3 protein-coding genes and 1 rRNA gene are annotated in these 3,319 nt (G+C 43.6%); 1 reads left to right on the top strand and 3 read right to left on the bottom strand.

The window, feature by feature from the left end:
* From JKK62_RS07645 to JKK62_RS07635, 3 genes are all read right to left on the bottom strand, one after another.
* Positions 1-1,482: sensor histidine kinase (locus tag JKK62_RS07645; protein ID WP_279380611.1), on the bottom strand; the 1,482-nt coding region annotated here is incomplete at its 3' end.
* Between the two features lie 231 nt (positions 1,483-1,713).
* Positions 1,714-1,830 (bottom strand): 5S ribosomal RNA (gene rrf, locus JKK62_RS07640).
* Between the two features lie 286 nt (positions 1,831-2,116).
* Positions 2,117-2,803 (bottom strand): recombinase zinc ribbon domain-containing protein, encoded by a 687-nt coding sequence (locus tag JKK62_RS07635; RefSeq protein WP_279380610.1) that lies wholly within the window; start codon positions 2,801-2,803, stop codon positions 2,117-2,119.
* A gap of 298 nt (positions 2,804-3,101) precedes the next feature.
* On the opposite strand from JKK62_RS07635, the gene JKK62_RS07630 reads away from it, so the two are divergent.
* A partial coding sequence (locus JKK62_RS07630) for a DUF6444 domain-containing protein (RefSeq protein ID WP_436286303.1) occupies positions 3,102-3,319 on the top strand: 218 nt, incomplete at its 3' end.

The following is a 3,319-nucleotide window of genomic DNA, read 5'->3' as shown; positions in this document are numbered from 1 at the left end:
GGCTACGACATATGTCATTTGCACGCAGCCGGGCAAGGCGCTCTCTTTCTGGCTCAGCTCTACGCTGACGCGCCCGTTCGCTTCGGTGTATTTGACAGCGTTTGAAAGGATGTTGATATATATCTGATTCAAGCGGAGCCTGTCGGTATTCAGGTATTCCTTTTCAATATTATCAATATGGAAGCTGAACTCAATGTTTTTATCCTTGATCATCGGCTGCGAAATATTGATAAGATTCTCAACTGTTTCGGCGATCGAAAACGTCAGCGGGCTCAATTTCAGCTTTCCGCTCTCGACCTTTGATATATCCAGAATGTCGTTTATCAAAGTCAGCAGATGATCGCTTGCAAGCCTGATTTTTCTAAGGCTTTCCCCTGTTGACTCCACATCGCCAAGATTGTTCTCGGCGATAGTCGTAAGACCGATAATGGCGTTCATGGGCGTGCGGATGTCATGCGACATGGCGGACAAAAAGTCGGTCTTAGCCCTGTTTGCGGATTCCGCTTCAATAGCGGTGACCTGAAGCCGCTTGTTTAGATTAAGCATATAGAACAGGTCACAGAGGAACAGTATCAATAAACCGGCAGAAACGACCCCGACCAGCAGCCAGTTTTCTATGCCGACATTGAGATCCTTCGAAGGCACGATGCCCAGCAGCGTCCAGCCGACGGTGTCCGAAAGAGGAGTAAAGGCGAGTATGCACTCGTCTCCGTGCGAGTTGTTCATCGAAAACGAGCCGGTCGACGAAGTGATATTGTCAAACAAACTCTTTGACGACGCGGGGTCGGATGCGTTATAGGATTTGTAAAACTCAAAAAAGTTAGAGTTTTTAAAGCTGGCGCCTTTTAGAATATAGTCGCCGTCGCTGTCTATCATGCTTAGCTCGGCATTGGCAAACTCTTCCTGCGGATAAACCCATTTCTGCTCCAGCTCCGAGACGGGTATCACGCGCAGAAGCACGGCGTCTACAGTCGCGTCGCCTTTTGAAGCCTTTAGCTTGACCTTGTCGCAGAAGGCAAGCGATTGCTCGCCGTTCAACGGGTTGGTGTAAGCGCGTGAAACATTTATAGAATCTCCTATTTCATCGCTCCAATTCGCATCGCCCAAAAGCGCGATCCGCTCATAAGAAACAGCATAGTCGTCCGTAGAGCCCTGTTTCGGGCGCGTAGACAAACCGGTAAACGTGTCAAGCGAAACAAGATGAACCGAGGTGTTTGCAAGCACATGCGACGAACGGATATAATCGACGGCTTGTTCCATAGTCATAGAGCTGTCGTTGATATAACGCGCCCATACGTCGCATATCCTCTGCTCGCCTTCAAGATAATTCTGTGTAACATGCTCCATAGTGACAGTAATATTCTCAAAGTGCTCTACCTGCCTTGAATAAGAATCGTTTCTTTCAAAGCCGGAATAAAGAACAACAAAGATCAATATGGCAGCCATAATAATAGCATTGAAAATAATAACGATCTTCTTCATGCACCGGTCTCCTAATGCGCCAATCCATAGCTTCCTGTATATGAATTCCAGAATAATAATCAATTATGATTATATATTAACACATAGATATCATGTTGTCCAGTCTTTTAATGCAAGATAACATGCAGATGATATCTAAAGCAAACTTTCGCCGTTACATATACAGCCGCAAAATAAAAAAAGCCGACTTAAAAAGTCAGCTTAATAGATAAAAGGAAAACTCGCTGCAAGTATTGGCATCTCCCTATTTTCACACCCCGTCGCCAGAGCACTATCTTCGGCACCACTGAGCTTAACTTCCGTGTTCGGTATGGGAACGGGTGGACCCTCTGCGTCATCAACACCAATTTAATTGTAGCGGGTTTATGGCTCCCCCAACTGGGCTCGAACCAGTGACATCATGATTAACAGTCATGCGCTCTCGCTGACGTACATTCATACCTCAAATCGCATCATCTTACAGCTTTTTCAAAGCGTTTTCATTATGCGGTTGTAAGTTCTGCCTAAATGCACCTTTATATATTTGGTGCATTTGACGAGATTCGTATATAGTACGTCCGGGTGCAATCGGTGTAAATTTAACCTGATAAAATTTGCATTTATTATAGCAATTTGCACATATGCTGTCAAGAGATTATGCGGAGATAAATTGCTGATAAGTCGCATTCATCAGAATACTGACTTCGTATCCTTTGCCGACAGATACTTCGCTTAATAGTTCATCTGCAATCATTCTTTTCCTTTCAAGCGTTGCTTTATCAAACTCATCTGCCCAACTTTTGAATTGACTGTAATAATAATCAATTCTCGTCAGTTCTTCTTCCTGATTTTCAAGTCTTTGATGCAACTCTTGAATCTCAGCATTATTATCCACGATCTTCTGTTTGCACTTTTCGATCGCCATAGATAATATGTCCGGGGTGAATTTGCTGTTGCCGATAAGCGCATCGGCGATTTCCTCTGTCAAATCTCTCAACTTACTTTTTTGAGATTCAGAGTCTTTCTCCAATTCTTTGATTTTTCTTTTCACATCAGTCATTTGTGCTTTGAATCTTGATTCGAGTGCAACCTCTCTTGCAGTCAGCTTGATTCTGGAGAAACATTCCCTTAGAAAGTCTATCACTTGGCAATCCACCTTATCAGCAACATATGCCGATTGTCCGTCGCATTCGCTGCGCTTCATAGCTTTGCCCGCACATATGTAACGGAAATGTCTTGGCGTTTCATGTCTGACTCCGTCCTTTGTGGTGTAGTGGTCAACATAGCTTGTTGCATTGAGTTTCATACCGCAGTGAGCGCAATAAAGCGTTCCCGAAAGCATTGATGATGCTTTTGTATATCGAGCGATATTGTTTCTCTCTTCGGATTTATACGATCTCGCTTTGTAACTATTCAGAACGATAAAAAATTGTATACCTGCACAAAAGAAATTTTGAAATATCGAATAGCAGGCATGCAGATGATAGAAATACAAATTGGTCGTATGCTATGCTCTCCAGAGGCACTAAAAACGCCTCTTAAAAATCAGGTTCGTCAAAATGTACAACCGTCAACAGGGCGCGGTATAGCCAAACTTCGTTAATTCTGGTATAATATCGGTAACGAAGGCGGTGGAGCAAATGCCGGTTACACAAGAATTTATCGAATCGTTGATGAAGCAAAATCAAATGCTGCTAGAGCAAGTCGATTCGTTGAGTAAAACCATAGACGAACTCAATGTGACAATCAAAGAATTGCGTGAGCAGCTTAACAAAAACTCTGGCAACAGCTCCAAACCGCCATCATCTGACGGTTTCAAGAAAGTCAACAAGAGTCTGCGTGAAAAAAGCGGTAAGAA

The sequence above is a fragment of the Ruminococcus difficilis genome (genome assembly GCF_016680995.1).
This window is presented reverse-complemented; position numbering and strand designations above follow the sequence as displayed.

Excerpts from the sequence above, each read along its gene's own strand:
- JKK62_RS07635 (WP_279380610.1), bottom strand. The coding sequence starts at position 2,803 with ATGCTTTCGGGAACGCTTTATTGCGCTCACTGCGGTATGAAACTCAAT.